The organism is Rhodoglobus aureus, from assembly GCF_039527955.1.
Lineage (GTDB): Bacteria > Actinomycetota > Actinomycetes > Actinomycetales > Microbacteriaceae > Rhodoglobus > Rhodoglobus aureus.
Map to the genome: position 1 here is coordinate 141,063 of NZ_BAAAKW010000017.1, position 17,663 is coordinate 158,725.

The window sequence follows — 17,663 nt, forward strand, 5'->3', positions numbered from 1 at the left end:
TGTGGGTTGTTGATTCTGGTTCGTATTGTGAAGCAGCCTTGAAGCGGGTCCCAGTGTGGAGCCTGCCTGAGTGTCGGGGGTGGCGCGTATAACTAGGGCTGCCCCACTAGGAGGAAACGTATGTCTATAGCGCACTTGGGTCTCGCCGGTGACGAACGTCAGTCGGGCGAATCCCGCGGGGGCTCGCGCGGCGACCGTGTACCCCCACACGATCTCCTCGCGGAACAGAGCGCAATTGGTGGCATGCTCCTCAGCAAAGACGCAGTGGCCGACGTTATCGAAACCGTGCGTGGTGTGGACTTCTACGTTCCCAAGCACGAGACGATCTTCAACGCGGTGCTCACCCTTTACTCCCACGGTGAACCCACCGACGTTATCGCGGTCACCGATGAGCTCACTAAGACGGGTGACCTCTCTCGCGCCGGCGGAGTTGAATACCTCCACACGCTGACCGGCATTGTTCCTACTGCAGCGAACGCTGGCTTCTATGCCAACATCGTCACCGAGAAAGCTGTCCTGCGACGGCTCGTCGAGGCCGGAACCCGAATCGTTCAGATGGGTTATGCCAGCGAAGGCGAAGTTCTTGACCTCGTCAACAATGCCCAGGCAGAGATCTACTCGGTCACCGGCGGCGTTGAGACTGAAGACTACGTACCACTGACGACGGCTGTTGAGAGCGCCATCGACGAAATCGAAGCCGCTCGCGGCCGCGACGGTCAGATGATCGGCGTTCCTACCGGATTCGCTGAGCTCGATGAACTGACCAACGGTCTACACCCCGGTCAGCTGATCATTTTGGCCGCGCGACCCGCTATTGGTAAGTCGACTCTTGGTTTGGACTTCGCTCGCGCAGCATCCATCCACCATGATTTGCCGTCGATCGTCTTCTCCCTAGAAATGGGTCGGAGCGAGATTGCCATGCGACTGCTCTCAGCAGAAGCCAGTGTTCCCCTGCAACACATGCGCAAGGGTTCAGTGCATGCCAATGACTGGACCACGATCGCCCAGACCCGTGGCCGCATCAATGACGCACCTCTCTACATTGACGACAGCCCGAACATGACCCTGGTAGAAATTCGCGCCAAATGTCGTCGCCTCAAGCAGAAGGTCGGGCTGCGCATGGTCATCATCGACTACCTGCAGCTCATGACCAGCGGTAAAAAGGTCGAATCTCGTCAGCAAGAGGTCAGTGAATTCTCGCGTGCCCTCAAGCTGCTCGCTAAAGAGCTCGAAGTTCCCGTAATCGCAATCTCACAGCTGAACCGTGGCCCAGAGCAGCGAGCCGACAAGAAACCTGCACTCTCCGACCTGCGTGAATCGGGATCGCTCGAGCAAGACGCCGACATGGTTATTCTGTTGCACCGCGAAAGCGCGTACGAAGCAGACAGCCCCCGCGCCGGAGAAGCCGACCTGATCATTGCCAAGCACCGAAACGGACCAACCCGCACGGTCACCGTCGGCTTCCACGGTCACTTCTCGCGCTTCGTCGACCTGCCACCGGGTTCCTAGCGGTTTCGGCCGTACGCGCCGACTGAAGCGCGCGGCTTACACTAGAGGTAACCGCTCGTTCAGAAAGAAGGCGATCGCTTGACTAGTGCTCACGCTGAGCCGCTGCCGGCATCCACCGCGTGGTACGTGCCGTTAGCCCGAGCCATTCCGGCCGTTGCCCTAGCAATTGCCATCACGTTCTCGGCCGACCATTCCGCACGCCTCGGGCTCGTTACGCTGGCAAGCTTCACGCTCGTTGCCGGTACCGTTATCCTGACCTCGAGTCTGCTGTCACCCCACCGCGGCATCGTGCGCACCCTGTCGATTGCTCAAGGTGCTGTCACGCTCGCGACTGCCATCGCCGCCTTCGTAGCCACTAGTGGCGGGCAGGCGTATTTCGTGTTCCTGCTGACCGCCTTCGCTGCGATCACTGGCTTCATCGAGCTCTACCTCGGGCTACGCAGCCGCGGGCGAGATGCATCGTCGCGCGACTGGGTATTCGTCGGCTCGCTGACCGCATTACTCGCCCTGATCGTGCTGCTTGTGCCACCGGCGTTCAGCCAGCCGTATACGGGCCCCGACGGAGTAGATCGGGAATTGACGGCATCCATAGTGGTGGTCGGGCTTCTCGGAGCCTATTGGGCCATCCTTGGTGTGTATTTAGTGATTGCTGCGCTTTCGCTCAAGTGGAGCAACAAAGATTACGTCGCGGCCACCGCAGCCGTGCAACAGAAAGAGGATTAGGTGGATTCCCCCAACAAGCGTGACCGCACGCGCCCAGCCGAGATGCTCGGTCTCTCGGGAATCTTCGCTGTCTTCACCGGTCTCGTCGTCTTCATGTCGACCCGCGACTGGATGCTCGGCCTCATCTTTGCCGGAATCGCCTTCATCGTCTCGCTCGTTGTTATCGCAATGCTCGTTCTCGCCGTGCGCCCAGACAAAGATGAACTGCTCGACATGGACGAGCAAGATCGCGACGCCTCGCACTAGCCGCGTCTGCACGGAGGTTCGCTAGAGACCTGCTTTCGCCTCGACGTAATTGCTCGGCGAGCGTCTCGATAAGGGCGCTGCGACCACGGAAATTCAGGAAAAACAATTGCAGCTTCGGCTCATGACGAGCGGAACTGGCCGGATTCTTGGGATCGGATTTCTCGCGTCGCCGCATTTTCCTGAATTTCCACATTGAGGAGGGGCACAGCACTCGCCCGTCGTCCGATGAGAGGCCGTGCAGTAGTTCGAAGGCGTTTACCAACGCAGAAGGCCGGCCTCCTGAGGAGACCGGCCTTGTGCAGAGCGAAAGACTGCCACGCAATCGCGATCGCAGTCCCGCTCGCGATCGCAAGCGGAACCCTGTCTGAGCTACTTGCTGTCGCCCAGGTAGTCGACGAGCGAGCTGGCCAGCCCCACGTAGGTGGCGGGGGTCAGTGCCTGCAAGCGTGCTTTGGCATCCGCACCGATGTCGAGCCCGGCGATGAACTCGCTGAGGTCGGTGGAGTTGATGCGCTTGCCACGCGTGAGTTCCTTGAGGATCGCATAGGGATCGCTGATGGTGCTGCGGCCGGCGGTAACCTCGGCGCGGATGACCGTCTGGATAGCCTCCCCCAGGATCTCCCAGTTGGTGTCGAGGTCAGCGTCAAGGGCAACAGGGTTGAGCGCGATTTCGCGGAGGCCACGCTCGATGTTGTCGAGGGCGAGCAGCGAGTGACCGTAAGCGACACCCACGTTTCGCTGCGTAGTGGAGTCGGTGAGGTCGCGCTGCAGTCGTGAGGTCACGAGGGTCTGCGCGAGCGACTCAAGCAGGGCGCTGGAGAGCTCAAGGTTGGCTTCCGCGTTCTCGAAGCGGATTGGGTTGATCTTGTGGGGCATCGTCGACGAACCGGTTGCACCGGCCTGAGGGATCTGGCGGAAGTAGCCCATCGAAATGTACGACCACACGTCGGTGCAGAGGTTGTGCAGCACGCGGTTGGCGTGGCTTGTGGCCTGATAGAGCTCCACTTGCCAGTCGTGTGATTCGATCTGCGTCGTGAGGGGGTTCCAGTCGAGCCCGAGAGACTCCACGAACTCCTTCGACAGTGCAGGCCAATTCTGGTCGGGGTCAGCAGCGAGATGTGCGGCAAAAGTGCCGGTGGCTCCGCTGAACTTTCCGAGGTAGCTAATGCCCTCGATGCGAGTCAGGATGCGGTCGAGACGGTACACGAAGACGGCAAACTCTTTGCCCATAGTGGTGGGCGTCGCGGGCTGGCCGTGCGTGTGGGCGAGCATCGCGTTGTCGCGCATGAGCTCGGACTGCGCGCGCAACGCGTCGAGAACGATACGGAACTTGGGCAGCCACACTTCGCGTACGGCATCCGAGATGGTGAGTGCGTAGGAGAGGTTGTTGATGTCTTCGCTGGTTGCCGCGAAGTGGGTGAGTTCGGCGATCGAGTTGAGGTCGAGCTCGTCGAGCTTGGCGCGCACGAGGTATTCGACCGCTTTGACGTCGTGGCGGGTGGTTGCCTCGAGGCGAGCAAGTTCGTCGATCTGCTCCTGACCGAAATCTGTGGCGAAGGCGCGCAGAGCGGCGACCTGGTCAGCGCCTATCGGGCTGGAGCCGAAGAGGCTCTTGCCGGTGAGAAAGATGAGCCACTCAACTTCGACGTGCACGCGGGCCCGGTTGAGTCCCGCCTCGGAGAGGTGCTCCCCCAGTGCCGACACGGCGGGGCGGTAGCGGCCATCGAGAGGACTTAGTGGTTGAACGGGCAACGGGCTCATGGGGCTCCCTAGGTGATTCCTGGTGTGATCTGGCGAAATAGCGAGCCGCAGGCCCTCTCAATCACGCCGAGGACATGGTCGAAGAGTGCGGCATCCGAATAGTAGGGGTCTGGCACGTCAATGAGATGAGCGAGGTCGCTATCAAAGCCCAACATGGGCTGCACTTTTGACCGGTCTTGGTCGCTGGGTGCCCAGGTGCGCAGAATTCGTTCTTGTCCTCGATCAAACGCAACGATGAGGTCAAGCTTGCTGAACCATTCGGGGTCAAACTGGCGGGCTCGATGCCCAGAACCATTGTAGCCGCGTGCTGCGAGGGCGTTGATGGTGCGGTCGTCGGCTGGCTCGCCCACATGCCAGTCGCCGGTGCCCGCCGACGCTACGACGATGCGCTTGTTGAGTCCGGCCTTGGCTATCAGATCGTTGAAGACGGCCTCGGCCATCGGCGAACGGCAGATGTTGCCCGTGCACACAAAACACACTTTGAATGTCGTCGAGTCGGAAAGAGCACGCTCGAAGGTCATGATTCATTCTTGCGCAGTTTCGACTCCTCAACAGGGGTGGTTCAGGGATTGGTCTCCCGGATTGCTCCCGGCTAACTCAATACCGGCAGAAGTTTCATGAGAGTTGAGTCATCGGAAGGCAGTAGATGACAATTCCCATGGATGCCACGGCTCAGGTTGCGCTCGAGTTTCAGGCCCAGCAGCTGCGCATGATCAACGAACGGCTCGCCTATGTGCGTGCGCTGCTGCCGAACGCCAGTGTCGATTGGCGGGGCCCGACCCAGCAGCTGTTCGATGCGGGCGTTCAAGAACTGCATCGTGATCTGGCAAGCGCTCGCACCATGATCGAGGCCGCAGAGCAGCGCACGATGAGTGCAGCGAGCCAGTTGAGTGCTCGTGTCGGATGAGCTCATCATCTCGGGCGGCGGCAGTCATGCCGTTGCTACCGATGAGATGCTCAGCAATGCGGCCAACCTGTTGCGCGCCGCAGATATGACACGAGACATCGTTGGCGCCATTGAGATGGTGGATGCTCGACTCACGATCGGGCAACTGGAATCGTTGGGCATTCCCACCGCAGCGGCTCTCGCTGAGACCGATCTCGACTATGCGCATTTTGCTTTGAGTCAGCTTGCTTCTCGGGCGGAACTGATGAGCGGTCTTGTGCGCTTCGCCGCACAAGCGTATGGGTTGGGTGAGGCTATCTCCGAGAGCCTTATTCGTCGGGTGGCCGCCGATGCAGCGGCAGTGATCGGGTTCTTCTTTCCCGCGTGGGCAGCTACCGTCGTGTTAACCAGTCCCCTGTTGCCGATCCTTGCCAGCATTGGGGTGGCCGCATTCGTGCTCGGGAGAGCCGATCCGCAGCTATCGGACCAGAAATGGATGTCGACGCAACTGAATGAACTGATCAGCGACCCTGCGTTCGTGCGTGCACTCCGGTACGGCGTTATGACTGTTGATGAGTTTGCGGCTGGTGCAGCCGGATTCCCTCCCAGTCTGGTGTCTGCTCTTAGCACCGCAGGGGTGATCGGGTTGGCATCGTCTGCCGGGTTCATCCAGCGGGCTGGAGGGGTAGCTGGGGTTCTGAAGGAGACCCCTGTCGCGCTGAAGAGAACCACCCAACCCGAACCCGTCACCGCAGCAGAATCAGTCGAGGAGCGCGTCAAGCGCATCCCCCAACCCGCGGACGAGCGTCCTGAGCAAGTGCGCATCGAGAAGTACGAAACTTTGGGTGAGCCTCACCGCTTCGAGGTCTACATTGCGGGAACAGTCGACTTCGCGATCTCGGGCTCCACCGAACCGGTTGACGGCACGAGCAACCTCTCCCTTGCGGCAGGGCAGCAGTCGGGGTCGATCGCTGCGGTCGCTGCGGCCATGCGCGAGGCAGGCATCACGAGCGAGAGTCCGGTTACGTTCAACGGTCACTCGCAGGGCGCCGCGACGGCGGCACGGCTCGCCGAATCCGGAGAGTACAACACCACAGGGGTGTTCACAGTGGGGGGAAACATCGGCCAGATTGACATTCCTGACGACGTTCCCACGGTCATCGTTGAGCATACGGATGACCTTGTCGTTGCGGCAGGCGGACTGCAGGACAACCGGCACGCGCTCACGGTGGAGCGACACGCCTTCGGTGGGCGCACCCTGCCCGAAGGAGTGCCCGTTCCCGCCCATCAGCTCAGTGAGTACCGCGAAACTGCGCGTCTCATGGATCAGTCAGACAGTCGTGAACTGCAGAGCGCCGCCCACCGCATGGCAGTGTTCGGTCGCGGAGCAACAACAGCCACTGTTACGAGCTACTACTACGAACGGGTGCAGCCCTAGCGCCGCTTGCCGACGATGGGGCGCACCAAGATGCCAATGAACCAGCTGATCAGGCCAAGAAGACCGAGGGTGAGCACGTACAGCGGGAACGCGACGATGCGGATCAGGTTGCCAGCACACCGTTGACGATTCCGAACACCGCAGCAACCAACAAGAAGGTCACGACGACCTCAAGGGTTCCGCCCGGATCAAAAGGATCTAACTCCACGCCGGCGGCAAGCACCGTGGCCAGCCACAAGGCAAGAGTGTTGATCAGCAAGCGCACGATGATCTGTAGCTGCTATCTGTTTGGGGGAATAGCGAAGAAATTCGATTGCGCATTCGTATGCGCATGGTTTATGGTTGCTCGACAGCAGATGTCCTGCAGAAACAGAGAGGTTTCACATGAATATTTTCCGAACGGTTCGCGCGTCCGCTCTCGCGGCGAGTGCCTTGGTGGTGATGGTTGGGCTGAGTGCATGTACTGGAGCAGGTGGTGGAGACACTGGCGGTGTCACCACACTGACCCTCGCCACGGTCAACAACCCACAGATGAAGGATATGGAGGAGTTGAAGGCCAACTTCGAGAAGGACAACCCCGACATCAAGGTGAACTTCATCCAGATGGAGGAGAACGACCTGCGTAACGCGGTGACCAAGGACGTCGCCACTCAGGGTGGTCAGTACGACATCGTCACGGTCGGCGCCTATGAGGTTCCCCTGTGGCAGCAGAACGGCTGGCTCACGAACCTGTCCACGTACGCTGATGCGGACTCCGCCTACGAGGTCAGCGACTTCTTCGACCCGATTCGCACGGCGGTGTCGGTCGATGGCGACATGTACGCGATTCCCTTCTACGGTGAGTCGTCGATGCTGATGTACAACAAGCAGATCCTCGCCGACGCTGGCTTGACTGTCCCAGCGAACCCGACGTGGCAGGAGATCGCTGATCTGGCCAAACAAGTCAACACCCCTGAGCACGCTGGCATCTGCCTCCGCGGCAAGCCTGGCTGGGGTGAGGGCGCTGCGTCGCTGACCACGGTGGTCAACACCTTCGGTGGTGCTTGGTTTGATAAGGACTGGACTGCTCAGGTCGACCAGCCTGGATTCCGCGACGCTCTCACGTTCTACGCTGACACCCTCGCGGCTGCGGGCAAAGCCGACCCGGTATCGGCTGGCTTTACCGAGTGCCTCAACCTGTTTAGCCAAGGCAAGGCGGCATTCTGGTACGATGCAACCTCGGCGGCTGGCTCTCTCGAGTCGCCCGACCTGAGCACCGTTGTCGGCAACGTCGGCTACGTCGCGGCACCGGTTGTCGAGACCGCGTCGTCCGGCTGGCTCTGGTCGTGGAACCTCGCGGTTCCGAACACGTCGACCAAGAAGGATGCCGCGTGGAAGTTCATCAATTGGGCAACCAACAAGGACTACGCCAACCTAGTCGGCACCGAGCTCGGCTGGAGCCGCGTTCCTCCGGGATCGCGCCTGTCGACGTACGATATTCCGGAGTATAAGGAAGCCGCCGCTGCGTTTGCAGACATCACGAAGGAATCAATTCTCGGTGTCGACCCGGCGCAGCCCGGGGTGAACCCGCAGCCGTGGGTCGGTATCCAGTATGTGACCATCCCTGAGTGGCAGGATCTGGGCAACCAGGCCTCGCAGATCTTCGCGGATGTCTACGCTGGTCGTGAGACCGTCGATGGGGCACTTGCCAAGGTTCAGATCCTCGCGCAGAAAGCCGGAGACGCTCAGAAGTAGTCAGCTGAGTCCGTGACGGCACAGTTGTGGGCCAAGCGCCAGTAGGTGGATTGGCCCACAATCGCGTATCTATTGAAACTGGAACTACATATGCCTAAAACAGATATCCCAACGATGGGGCGGCCGGTCACCGTGCCGACATTGCCATCCCGCGCAAACGCAGTCGCCGCACGGCGTGCCAGATGGATTCCTCGTGGTCTCGTGCTGCCGCCATTGCTCTTACGCAAATCCCATTCCTTGCCACGATCGCGTATTCCTTGCAGGACTGGAATCTTTTGCGGCCAGCGTCTCAAAAATTTGTGTGGTTCGAGAACTATGTGACAGTATTCACCAGCACAGATCTGTATTCCTCGATGCTTGCGACAGTGGTGATCACCGGAAGCTCAGTAGTTCTCTCAGTTTTATTCGGGCTGATCTTGGCCCTGCTGCTCGACCGCAACTTCCGAGGGCGGGGCCTCGCGAGAACACTTCTGATTACACCATTCCTTGTGATGCCGGCGGCGGCCGCCTTGATGTGGAAGTGGTCACTGTTCGATGCGAACGTGGGAATCTTCAACTGGGTTCTCGGTGTTGTCGGGATTCCCGCTGTCGCATGGAATACCGACTTTCCTGCACTAACGATCATCGCGGTGATGACCTGGCAGTTCACCCCGTTCATGATGCTCATCCTTCTCGCTGGATTGCAGAGCCAGAGCAAGGACGTCCTCGAGGCGGCAAGCGTTGACGGAGCTGGAGTATTCCGCACCTTCACCAGCATGACCCTGCCTCACATGCGCCAGTACATTGAGTTGGCGGCGCTGCTCGGAACCATTTTCATGATTCAGGTATTTGACCCCGTTAACATCATGACGAAGGGAACCGGGGGTACCAAGACACTCCCTTACCTTTTGTATGAGAAGGCGTTCATCGCCCTCAACGTTGGTGAGGCGGCTGCGTATGGGGTGGTTACGGTTGTCTTCACGATCGCTATAGCTACGTTCGCCCTTCGATTCATGTTCAAGATCTTCTCGCTGGAAGGAAACAAGTAATGTCAACACGAGTTGCGCGACGTCGAAGGGCGCCGCTGTTGAGCCTAGTTCGGGGCGGCGCATTGACCCTTGCGACCTGGGCGATCACGTTCGCAGTGTTCTTCCCTATCCTGTGGATGGTCTTCACTGCTTTTAAGTCCGAAAAGGATGCCGCCACCGCAGTGCCGACTATCTTCGTCGAGTTGTCGCTACGCCAGTTCGAATCGGTGATTGGCCAAGGCTTGGTCCCGGTCCTAGTGAACTCCCTTACCGCTAGCCTGCTTTCGACGATGATAGTGCTTGCACTGGCGATTCCGGCCGCGTACGGACTTTCCATTCGGCCCATCGTTAAGCCCCAGAATGCACTATTCTTCTTCATCTCCACGCGGTTCATGCCTATCGCGGCGAGCATCATCCCGGTGTATTTAATTCTGAAGGCGTTGGGTGCAGTGGACAACATTACCGCTCTTTCCCTGCTCTACGTGGGAATTAACCTGCCACTGGCGATCTGGATGATGAGGTCGTTTTTCTCTGAAGTTCCCGTCGAGATCATCGAGGCTGCACAGGTTGACGGCGCGAACCTGCGAACCGAACTGGTCAGAATCGTGCTTCCCATTGTTGCCCCGGGTGTAGCCGCCACAGCCCTTATCTGCTTTATCTTCGCGTGGAATGAATACTTCCTTGCGACGATTCTCACATCCACCATGGCTCGGACGACGCCGCCCTGGCTCGGTGGATTTGTCGACGGTCGAGGACAGTTCCTCGCCGTTCTGAGCGCGGCATCCACTTTAGCGGTTCTTCCTGTCGTCATCGCGGGATGGCTGGCGCAGAAGCGGCTCGTGCGCGGTCTCGCTATGGGTGCGGTCAAGTAGATCGAGCCGGGGGCGATTTAATGTCTAATACGATCGAACCAGTCACGATGCAGGACGTCGCGCGTGCTGCAAATGTGTCGCAGTCCACGGTTTCTCATGTGCTCAACAAGACTCGCCGGGTGTCCCCTGACGTTGTTGAGCGGGTCAATATCGCTATCGAGCAAACGGGCTACACCAACGACATCATTGCTCGATCATTGAGGACGGGTCGCACCAACACCGTCGGGCTGGCGGTGTCAGCCATCAGCAATCCGTACTTCGGTGAAGTTGTTCACGCGATCGAACGTGAACTTAGTTCCGCGGGTTACACGATCATCCTCGTGGACAGCCACGACGATCCCAGCCGCGAGAAAACGGTTCTAGCCGAGCTACTTAGTCGACGGGTTGACGCCGTTATTGTGGCACCCTCTGAAGAGGTGGCCACAGTAGTACGGCAGCTAAGGGCACGAAGCGTGCCCGCTGTGCTCTTCGACCGGATTCCCGAGGGCATAGATCTGACTGGTCTGGATGCGATCGGAGTGGAAAACCTCGAATCGATGGCTTCGCTGGTCAACCACTTCACGTCTGCCGGGCACTCTCGGATTGCCATGATTGCTGGCCGAGCGGGCCTGACCACGTCTGAGGAACGAGTGAGCGGATTTAGGTTGGGCATGGCGCGCGCAGGCATCGAAGTGGACGAGAACTTCATCGCATACTCTGACCCAGGGGAACAGCCGGCCGAAGGCCCACTACGCAGAATCTTGAATGTGGCAAACTCCCCAACGGCGATCATCACTGCCAATAACATGGTCACGATCGATGCAATGCGTACCCTTCGTGCCCTAAATATGACAGTGCCAGACGATCTCGCGTTGGCATCGTTCGATGACTTTGTTTGGGCTGATTTCTTCCATCCGAGACTCACTGCAATTGCACAGCCTCTCGCCGAATTGGGCCATCGCGCCGTCACCCTACTGTTGGAGCGGCTCGAGAATCCTGACCTTCCCACGAGGGTTGAGACACTCAAACCCACTTTGATGCACCGCGACTCCTGCGGTGTGATCCACGCGACCTAGCCAACGAATCCAGCGACACAAGTGTGTCCCCAGCCTAGAAGAAATGAAGTGATCACCTTGCCGAAGTTGTCACGGGAGACCGTCGACCAGGTCAGTTCAACGGTGCCGATACCGAACTACCTTACAGAGCACATCCCAGCTTCAATCGTCCATTTCGGTGTCGGTGCTTTCCACCGAGCCCATCAGGCGATGTATCTTGACCGTCTACTCAACGCTGGAGAGCGCGAATGGGGGATCTGCGGGGTTGGTGTTCTGCCCTTCGACCTGCCGATCAGGGATGCGCTAGATCATCAGGACAACCTTTACACTCTGGTCACTAAAGACACGGATGAGGTCAGCCAGGCCGCGGTCATCGGTTCCATCGTTGAGTACCTGTATGCCCCCGATGACCCTCAGGCAGTCGTCGACAAGCTCGCGGATCTGTCCACTCGAATCGTGTCGCTGACCATCACCGAGGGCGGCTACAGCATCAACGACGCAACCGGCGAGTTCGACCCGCGTGACCCGCTCACGCTCGCAGACATCGGTTCTAAAACTACTCCCCGAAGTGTCTTGGGCCTCATTGTTGCGGGGCTTGCACGCCGCCGCGCCGCTGACGAGCAACCGTTCACTGTCATGTCGTGCGACAACATTCAGGGCAACGGGGCATTTGCCAAGAAAGCTGTAGTCGAGTTCGCTCGCCGCAAGGACACCGGTCTCGCAACGTGGATAGAAGAATATGTCGCATTCCCCAACTCCATGGTTGACCGCATCACTCCAGTAACGACCGACGAGACGCGCGCGAGCATCCAAGCTGAGTTCGGGATCGACGACGAATTCCCGGTTCTGTCCGAGGCTTTCGAACAGTGGGTACTCGAGGACCGCTTCACACTTGGCCGACCCGCCCTGGAAACAGTCGGCGTTCAAGTAGTGGGCGATGTCGAACCGTACGAGCTCATGAAATTGCGACTGCTTAACGCATCCCATCAAGCGATAGCGTTCACCGGCATTCTGGCCGGGGAGACTTACGTCCATGAAGTGTGCCGAAGACCAGTGTTTTCCGACTTCCTGCTCGGCTACATGAGAAACGAAGCGATCCCCACCCTGCTTCCGGTCCCCGGAGTCGACCTAGACGACTACTGTCAACAGCTGATCAGCAGATTCAGCAGCCAGGCGATCCTTGACACCCTCGCCCGCCTAGCCGTCGATGCCTCGGATAGGATCCCCAAGTTCCTGCTCCCGGTCGTGCAAAACCAGCTCAGCAACGACCGCGAAACACGTCACTCAAGCTTGGTGCTGGCCGCCTGGTGCACCTATCTCGAAACTCACGCAGGGCAGGACGATCCGACCCCCATCGTCGACAAACGCCGTGACGGTCTTGCCGCTGCGGTGGCTCTGGAGCAGCGCGCGCCGGGTTCCTTCCTCGACTACGCGGATGTATTCGGGAACCTCGGAGAGAACGATCAACTCCGGCAGGAATTCATCGGCTGGAGAGAAAGAATCGCCAATGTCGGCATCGTTGAAGCGATATCAACCATCTAATTGGGGCTCTCTCGAGCTGCCTTGACCACCAAACAACGGAGGACTTGATCTTTGGCTATACCACCTAACGGAACCGAGCGGGTCACTGCCGCCGGCGTAAGCATCTGGCTGGATGACCTCTCCCGAACTCTTCTGGAGAGTGGGGGTCTCAGAGATCTGATCGCCGAACGTAACGTGGTCGGAGTTACGACGAATCCAACGATCTTCGCGGCGGCTATCGGTAACGACTTTTCCTACCAGCGCCAAGTCCGACAACTTGCCTCCGAAGGTAAGGATGTTGAGCAAATCGCCTTTCGGCTCATCACCGATGACGTCCGAGCAGCGTGCGACGTCCTACGGGATACTCATATCCTTTCCAGAGGGCGCGACGGATGGGTGTCCGTGGAGGTTGACCCACGTCTGGCACACGACGCCGACGCCACAATTGTTCAGGCTCAGCAACTCGCATCCGTCGTTGACCGGCCCAACGTAATGATCAAGATCCCCGCGACCGACGAAGGATTGATCGCGATTCGACAGACAATCGCATTGGGCATCAGTGTCAATGTGACTCTCATCTTCGGGGTTCAACGGTATCTCCAAGTAGTCGACGCCTATCTTTCAGGGCTGGAGCAGGCTGCCAAAGATGGGCTTGATCTGGCGTTGATTCACTCAGTCGCATCCTTCTTTGTGTCGCGGGTTGACGCCGAAGTGTCGGGACGTCTGGGAGCTAGCTCGCCGTTAGTCGGGAAGGTTGCCATCGCAAACGCGCTCACGGCTTATCAAGCCTTCTTGGAGGCATTCCGCACCGAGCGCGCTCGCGACCTCCAGTCGATCGGCGCAAACGTTCAGCGACCCCTGTGGGCGTCCACCGCGGTCAAGAATCTAGCCCTGCCTGCCGCCCTCTATGTCATCGGACTTGTCGCCCCGAGTACAGTGAGCACGATCTCACCGGCCACGCTGGAGGCCGTGGGAGAGGCTAGCGAGCCGATCTCCGAAACAATCCAGTCCAATCTCGACAGCGCGTGCAGCAGCATGGCGAAGCTCAGTCAGGAGGGGGTCTCAATTGCCGATGTCGCGCGCGTCTTGGAGGCTCAGGGAGTCGATAAGTTCCAATCGTCTTGGAAAGAGCTTCTCGCCTCCGTGAGTTCGGCGATCGGTGACAAGAAACAATGAGAGATCCGCTGCCGGCTCTCGCCACGGAACTCAGTGAGGGAGCTGCGGGTAGTCAGCGACGGGTGATTATCGGGATTTTAGGTGCGCCAGGAACCGGAAAGTCCACGGTCGCCCAGCGTCTCCAAGGCCTAGTCGGTGAGGATATCTGCGTTGTCGTGCCCATGGACGGGTTTCATTTGAGCCAAGATGTGATTCGCGGGACGGACCTTGAGACTAGGAAGGGCGCTGCTGATACTTTCGACGTTGGGGGCTACATCAACCTCCTCGAGAGGCTTAAGCGAAATCGTGAAGATGTCATCTACGCTCCGGACTACCGACGATCGGTCGAGGATCCGATTGCTGCGGCTATCGCTATTCCCAAGTCAGTGCGAGTCGTCCTCACCGAAGGCAACTATCTGCTGGCCGACACGGGCAGGTGGGGTGAGGTGAGACAGTTTCTGGACGAAACATGGTTCGTCGACACCCCACATGATGTGAGGGTTGCCCGGTTGATCCAGCGGCACACGGCTTTCGGGAAAGCCCCCGACGTCGCGGCGCAGTGGGCAAAGGGATCCGATGAGCAGAACGCGTTGCTGGTCGAAGCGACGAGGTCTCGAGCAGACAGAATAATCGTCTGGCAGTGAGCTATTTGCAGGCTCATTGGCCAGGAAATCATGATCATCGCGACCTGGATCGTGACTGTGTTACTCGCTTTGGTCAACCTCGCGGCGGGCGGGATGAAGGTCTCATCCCCGGTGTCGCGGCCGCAGCTGAACTGGGCCGAATCTGCGGGAACCGTGCTGACTCGACTGATCTGGGCTGCCGAGGTCCCCGGTGCGATCGACCTCGGGGTCGTGCAGATCGCCGTGATCGTCTTCCACATCAGCCGGAGATGCGGACCGGTTGTACCCGGCTGGGCACGACGCCCTCCTCACGCGCATCGTGGAGGTGGGAGCAGTTATGTCCGAGCTGCCGTGCGGTGCCGCGCCAACGCGGTGGCGATTCTTGCACCGTTACGAGCTACAACTACGAGCGAGTGCAGCCCTAGCGTTGCTTACCCACGATCGGGCGAACCACGATGCCGATGAACCAGCTGATCATGCCAAGGACTAGAGCCCCGAGCACGCCCCACCAGAAACCATTGACGACCAAACCGAAGCCGAAGAGGCTCGAAATCCAGCTGACGAGCAGCAACAGCAACCCGTTAACAACAAGAGCAAGAAGACCAAGAGTGAGAACATACAGCGGGAACGCGACAATGCGGATCAGGTTGCCCAAGACACCGTTCACGATTCCGAATACCGCAGCAACCAACAAGAAGGTCAAGACGACCTCAAGGGTTCCCCCCGGTTCAAAAGGAACCAACTCCACGCCGGCAACAATCACCGTAGTTAGCCACAAGGCAAGAGCGTTGATCAGCAGGCGCACGACGATTCTCATGGTTCAACTATGCACCCCCAAATTGTTGGGCCGCAACGCTTGCGACCGGTTACCTGCCCGATGAGAGACACAATTTGTGATGACAGCGAAACAACCACGCGGGCTGGCGGCTCTAGGCTGGGGCAGTGACATCACATCGCGTACAGCTTCGGCCAGAAATCGCCGCCCTCGTGCCTTACCGCCAGGGTGCCCCTGCTGAAGCGGACGCCTTCAAGCTCTCGTCAAACGAAAACCCCTTCGAGCCGTTGCCGTCGGTGCGAGAGGCACTCTCAACCCACAGCATCAATCGGTACCCGGATGCCTCGGCCTACGCCCTTCGCACCCACATTGCGGCCCGCTTCGGAGTTGCCCCCGAGAACGTGCAGGTCGGCGCAGGATCCGTCGCCGTTCTCGCGCAGCTCATCAGCGCCGCCGCAGCTCCCGGCGACGAAGTCATCTATGCCTGGCGTAGCTTCGAGGCGTACCCGCTGCTGGTATCCGCCAGCGGTGCCACCAGCGTGCAGATCGCGAACGGAGCCGACCACCGGCACGACCTCGCTGCAATGCAGGCGGCCATCACGGCATCCACTCGAGTCGTCATCGTGTGCAGCCCCAACAATCCCACCAGCACCGTGGTTACCGACTCCGAGTTTCGCGAATTTATGGCCGAGGTTCCCGAGAACGTGCTCGTCGTGCTCGATGAGGCATACCGCGAGTTCGTGACCGACCCCAAAGCGGTGCGGGGCGAAACTCTCCTCGGCGAGTACCCCAACCTCGTTTTGCTGCGCACCTTCTCCAAGGCTTATGGGCTTGCAGGCCTACGAATTGGGCACGCAGTGGGCCCCGAATATGTGATGGATGCGGCGCGAGCGGTAGCGATTCCGCTGTCGGTTACCGAACTTGCCCAGACAGCCGCCATCGCATCCCTCGAACATGAAGATGAATTGTTGGAGCGGGTGAGCCGAATTAACACCCTCCGTGACCGCATCGTGGATGGCCTGCAGAGCCAAGGCTGGCACGTGCCCGCGCCAAGCGGAAACTTTGTGTGGTTACCCACAGGGGCAGCAACCAATTGGGCTGCAGAGGTATTTCGCACCCACGGAATCGTCGTTCGAGCGCTCGGCGAAGGCCTTCGAGTAAGCGTTGGAGAGGAAGAATCTGTGGAGAAACTCCTAAGGGCAGCGCAAGAGGTTGTGAGTTCTCGCGAAAACGAACCCGCACGAGCCACGTTAGATTAGTCGAATGCCTTATACCGCCGCGACGGTTCAGCTGCTGTCTCCCGAAGGCACGCTCGTTCAGCGCGATGCCAACGAACAGTACATTCCGTATGTAGACAAGCTCAGTGACGACGCTCTTTATGAGTTCCACCGCCACATGGTCGTGATGCGCCGTTTTGATATTGAGGCGGCCAACCTTCAGCGTCAGGGTCAACTTGCGCTGTGGATCCCCAGCAATGGGCAAGAGGCGGCGCAGGTCGGCTCGGCGCTTGCTGCGAAACCACAAGACCATCTCTTCCCCGCCTATCGCGAACATGTGATCGCCCGCATCCGCGGTGTTGATCCTGTAACGATCTTGGCGATGCTGCGTGGCCATAGCCACGGTGGCTGGGATCCGAAAGAGCACAACAACTTTCACCTCTACACGCTGGTCATCGGCTCGCAGACGCTGCACGCCACCGGCTACGCCATGGGAATCAACCTCGATGGGATGGTCGGCACCGGCGATCCAGACAAAGACACCGCAGTCATGGTCTACTTCGGCGACGGTTCCACGAGCCAGGGTGACGTGAGCGAAGCAATGGTGTTCGCTGCGAGCTACCAGACGCCACAAGTGTTCTTCCTGCAAAACAACCACTGGGCAATCTCCGTGCCCGTCTCACGTCAGTCGCGCACACCGCTCTATTTGCGCGGCGAAGGCTTCGGCATCCCGAGCGTGCAGATCGATGGCAATGATGTTCTCGCAAGCTTTGCCGTAACCAAGGCGAACTTGGATGCTGCCCGCTCAGGTCACGGACCGAGCTTCATTGAGGCGCTCACCTACCGCATGGGTGCCCACACCACGAGCGACGACCCCTCGAAGTACCGTCACGACAGCGAGCTCGAGTTCTGGGGACAGCGTGACCCGATTACCCGCTTCGAGAACTTCCTGCGTGGCCGCGGCGCGAGCGATACCGTTTTCGCTGACATCGCTGCTGAGGGTGACGACTTGGCTGCCGACATCCGCAAGCGCATCACTGAGCTTGAGGTTCCCGCGAACTCGACCATGTTCGATCATGTCTACTCGGATCCGCACCCGGTGATGGATGCCCAACGCCAGGCGCTCGCCGACTTCGAAACATCGTTTGAGGAGGGTCAATAA

The 17,663-nt window shown here is 59.3% G+C and carries 18 protein-coding genes and 1 pseudogene; 15 read left to right on the top strand and 4 right to left on the bottom strand.

Features of this window, described 5'->3' with window-relative positions:
- Nucleotides 1–120 precede the first annotated feature (120 nt).
- From dnaB to ABD112_RS04175, 3 genes are all read left to right on the top strand, one after another.
- Nucleotides 121–1,509, top strand: a complete 1,389-nt coding sequence (gene dnaB, locus ABD112_RS04165; RefSeq protein ID WP_343923452.1) for a replicative DNA helicase — start codon at nucleotides 121–123, stop codon at nucleotides 1,507–1,509.
- Nucleotides 1,510–1,587: 78 nt separating this feature from the next.
- Nucleotides 1,588–2,232 carry a hypothetical protein gene (locus tag ABD112_RS04170; RefSeq protein WP_343923453.1) on the top strand — a complete coding sequence of 215 codons (645 nt, stop codon included), beginning with the start codon at nucleotides 1,588–1,590 and terminating at the stop codon, nucleotides 2,230–2,232.
- The gene (locus tag ABD112_RS04175; protein ID WP_343923455.1) at nucleotides 2,233–2,478 is read left to right on the top strand and encodes a hypothetical protein; all 246 of its coding nucleotides are present in this window, start codon (nucleotides 2,233–2,235) and stop codon (nucleotides 2,476–2,478) included.
- 369 nt (nucleotides 2,479–2,847) lie between these two features.
- Here ABD112_RS04175 and purB read toward each other — a convergent pair whose 3' ends face one another.
- Both purB and ABD112_RS04185 read right to left on the bottom strand, forming a co-directional pair.
- On the bottom strand, nucleotides 2,848–4,239 hold the full coding sequence (purB, locus tag ABD112_RS04180) for an adenylosuccinate lyase (protein WP_343923456.1): 1,392 nt from the start codon (nucleotides 4,237–4,239) through the stop codon (nucleotides 2,848–2,850).
- 8 nt (nucleotides 4,240–4,247) lie between these two features.
- Nucleotides 4,248–4,760 (bottom strand): low molecular weight protein-tyrosine-phosphatase, encoded by a 513-nt coding sequence (locus ABD112_RS04185; RefSeq protein WP_343923457.1) that lies wholly within the window; start codon nucleotides 4,758–4,760, stop codon nucleotides 4,248–4,250.
- 125 nt (nucleotides 4,761–4,885) lie between these two features.
- Between ABD112_RS04185 and ABD112_RS04190 the strand changes: the two genes are divergently transcribed.
- The gene (locus ABD112_RS04190) at nucleotides 4,886–5,146 is read left to right on the top strand and encodes a hypothetical protein (protein WP_343923458.1); all 261 of its coding nucleotides are present in this window, start codon (nucleotides 4,886–4,888) and stop codon (nucleotides 5,144–5,146) included.
- Nucleotides 5,136–6,563, top strand: coding sequence for a hypothetical protein (locus ABD112_RS04195; protein ID WP_343923460.1), 1,428 nt, complete (start codon nucleotides 5,136–5,138; stop codon nucleotides 6,561–6,563). Before ABD112_RS04190 ends, ABD112_RS04195 begins: the two co-directional genes overlap by 11 nt.
- Before the next feature lie 103 nt (nucleotides 6,564–6,666).
- On the opposite strand, the gene ABD112_RS04200 is transcribed toward ABD112_RS04195, so the two are convergent.
- Nucleotides 6,667–6,822: a hypothetical protein gene (locus tag ABD112_RS04200; RefSeq protein ID WP_343923462.1), complete on the bottom strand. Its 156-nt coding sequence runs from the start codon at nucleotides 6,820–6,822 to the stop codon at nucleotides 6,667–6,669.
- A 125-nt stretch (nucleotides 6,823–6,947) separates the two neighbouring features.
- Here ABD112_RS04200 and ABD112_RS04205 point away from each other — a divergent pair, with 125 nt between their 5' ends.
- The 8 genes and pseudogenes from ABD112_RS04205 to ABD112_RS14660 all read left to right on the top strand — a co-directional run.
- On the top strand, nucleotides 6,948–8,297 hold the full coding sequence (locus tag ABD112_RS04205) for an ABC transporter substrate-binding protein (RefSeq protein WP_343923464.1): 1,350 nt from the start codon (nucleotides 6,948–6,950) through the stop codon (nucleotides 8,295–8,297).
- Nucleotides 8,298–8,479: 182 nt separating this feature from the next.
- Nucleotides 8,480–9,325 carry a carbohydrate ABC transporter permease gene (locus ABD112_RS04210; protein ID WP_343923466.1) on the top strand — a complete coding sequence of 282 codons (846 nt, stop codon included), beginning with the start codon at nucleotides 8,480–8,482 and terminating at the stop codon, nucleotides 9,323–9,325.
- On the top strand, nucleotides 9,325–10,176 hold the full coding sequence (locus ABD112_RS04215; RefSeq protein ID WP_343923468.1) for a carbohydrate ABC transporter permease: 852 nt from the start codon (nucleotides 9,325–9,327) through the stop codon (nucleotides 10,174–10,176). The genes ABD112_RS04210 and ABD112_RS04215 overlap by 1 nt, the downstream gene beginning before the upstream one ends.
- Before the next feature lie 20 nt (nucleotides 10,177–10,196).
- The gene (locus tag ABD112_RS04220) at nucleotides 10,197–11,231 is read left to right on the top strand and encodes a LacI family DNA-binding transcriptional regulator (protein WP_343923470.1); all 1,035 of its coding nucleotides are present in this window, start codon (nucleotides 10,197–10,199) and stop codon (nucleotides 11,229–11,231) included.
- A gap of 48 nt (nucleotides 11,232–11,279) precedes the next feature.
- Complete coding sequence (locus ABD112_RS04225; RefSeq protein WP_343923472.1) at nucleotides 11,280–12,752, top strand: mannitol dehydrogenase family protein; 1,473 nt, start codon at nucleotides 11,280–11,282, stop codon at nucleotides 12,750–12,752.
- A gap of 51 nt (nucleotides 12,753–12,803) precedes the next feature.
- Entirely contained in the window at nucleotides 12,804–13,907 is a 1,104-nt protein-coding gene (gene tal, locus ABD112_RS04230; RefSeq protein ID WP_343923473.1) for a transaldolase, read from the top strand.
- Complete coding sequence (locus ABD112_RS04235) at nucleotides 13,904–14,530, top strand: nucleoside/nucleotide kinase family protein (protein ID WP_343923475.1); 627 nt, start codon at nucleotides 13,904–13,906, stop codon at nucleotides 14,528–14,530. The genes tal and ABD112_RS04235 overlap by 4 nt, the downstream gene beginning before the upstream one ends.
- Nucleotides 14,531–14,783: 253 nt before the next feature.
- Nucleotides 14,784–14,999: pseudogene (locus ABD112_RS14660) on the top strand (DNA-processing protein DprA); the annotation flags it as partial.
- Here ABD112_RS14660 and ABD112_RS04240 read toward each other — a convergent pair.
- Nucleotides 14,931–15,326, bottom strand: coding sequence for a phage holin family protein (locus ABD112_RS04240; RefSeq protein WP_343923477.1), 396 nt, complete (start codon nucleotides 15,324–15,326; stop codon nucleotides 14,931–14,933). The pseudogene ABD112_RS14660 and the gene ABD112_RS04240 sit on opposite strands and share 69 nt — an antisense overlap.
- Nucleotides 15,327–15,451: 125 nt before the next feature.
- Between ABD112_RS04240 and ABD112_RS04245 the strand changes: the two genes are divergently transcribed.
- Together ABD112_RS04245 and ABD112_RS04250 are read left to right on the top strand one after the other, a co-directional pair.
- Nucleotides 15,452–16,543 carry a histidinol-phosphate transaminase gene (locus tag ABD112_RS04245; RefSeq protein ID WP_343923479.1) on the top strand — a complete coding sequence of 364 codons (1,092 nt, stop codon included), beginning with the start codon at nucleotides 15,452–15,454 and terminating at the stop codon, nucleotides 16,541–16,543.
- 4 nt (nucleotides 16,544–16,547) lie between these two features.
- Entirely contained in the window at nucleotides 16,548–17,663 is a 1,116-nt protein-coding gene (locus ABD112_RS04250) for a thiamine pyrophosphate-dependent dehydrogenase E1 component subunit alpha (protein WP_343923480.1), read from the top strand.

Excerpts from the sequence above, each read along its gene's own strand:
- dnaB (WP_343923452.1), top strand. The coding sequence starts at position 121 with ATGTCTATAGCGCACTTGGGTCTCGCCGGTGACGAACGTCAGTCGGGC.
- purB (WP_343923456.1), bottom strand. The coding sequence starts at position 4,239 with ATGAGCCCGTTGCCCGTTCAACCACTAAGTCCTCTCGATGGCCGCTAC.
- ABD112_RS04185 (WP_343923457.1), bottom strand. The coding sequence starts at position 4,760 with ATGACCTTCGAGCGTGCTCTTTCCGACTCGACGACATTCAAAGTGTGT.
- ABD112_RS04190 (WP_343923458.1), top strand. The coding sequence starts at position 4,886 with ATGACAATTCCCATGGATGCCACGGCTCAGGTTGCGCTCGAGTTTCAG.
- ABD112_RS04205 (WP_343923464.1), top strand. The coding sequence starts at position 6,948 with ATGAATATTTTCCGAACGGTTCGCGCGTCCGCTCTCGCGGCGAGTGCC.
- ABD112_RS04210 (WP_343923466.1), top strand. The coding sequence starts at position 8,480 with ATGGATTCCTCGTGGTCTCGTGCTGCCGCCATTGCTCTTACGCAAATC.
- ABD112_RS04215 (WP_343923468.1), top strand. The coding sequence starts at position 9,325 with ATGTCAACACGAGTTGCGCGACGTCGAAGGGCGCCGCTGTTGAGCCTA.
- ABD112_RS04220 (WP_343923470.1), top strand. The coding sequence starts at position 10,197 with ATGTCTAATACGATCGAACCAGTCACGATGCAGGACGTCGCGCGTGCT.
- ABD112_RS04235 (WP_343923475.1), top strand. The coding sequence starts at position 13,904 with ATGAGAGATCCGCTGCCGGCTCTCGCCACGGAACTCAGTGAGGGAGCT.
- ABD112_RS04240 (WP_343923477.1), bottom strand. The coding sequence starts at position 15,326 with ATGAGAATCGTCGTGCGCCTGCTGATCAACGCTCTTGCCTTGTGGCTA.
- ABD112_RS04250 (WP_343923480.1), top strand. The coding sequence starts at position 16,548 with ATGCCTTATACCGCCGCGACGGTTCAGCTGCTGTCTCCCGAAGGCACG.